This window comes from Kaistia sp. MMO-174 (genome assembly GCF_037147815.1).
Lineage (GTDB): Bacteria > Pseudomonadota > Alphaproteobacteria > Rhizobiales > Kaistiaceae > Kaistia > Kaistia nematophila.
The window spans coordinates 1-223 of sequence record NZ_JBBCUO010000035.1 but is presented as its reverse complement, the minus strand read 5'-3'; the positions used below and the strand labels follow the sequence as shown (position 1 = coordinate 223).

The window sequence follows — 223 nt, the reverse complement described above, 5'->3', positions numbered from 1 at the left end:
TCCGAGCCTGACACGCGACAGGCTCGATTTCGACACGGCCTGGCCCTTCGCCGGCAACATTCATGCGGTCGCCAGCCGCAGGATCATTGGCATCAATGCAAGCCAGAGCCCCGGACCGGACAATTCGAGCCCGCTGCAGATCTTCTTCCCGGCGCTTCCCTATGTCCCGTGCGTGAAGGTGTTTCTATCCAGCCCGGACGGCAGCACGATCTGGTGGCGCGAG

Annotated in this window: 1 protein-coding gene; it reads left to right on the top strand. The window is 63.2% G+C overall.

The window, feature by feature from the left end; genetic code table 11:
- Positions 1-223 (top strand): hypothetical protein (locus tag WFK98_RS27300; RefSeq protein WP_336802533.1); only part of this gene is annotated, 223 nt, incomplete at both ends.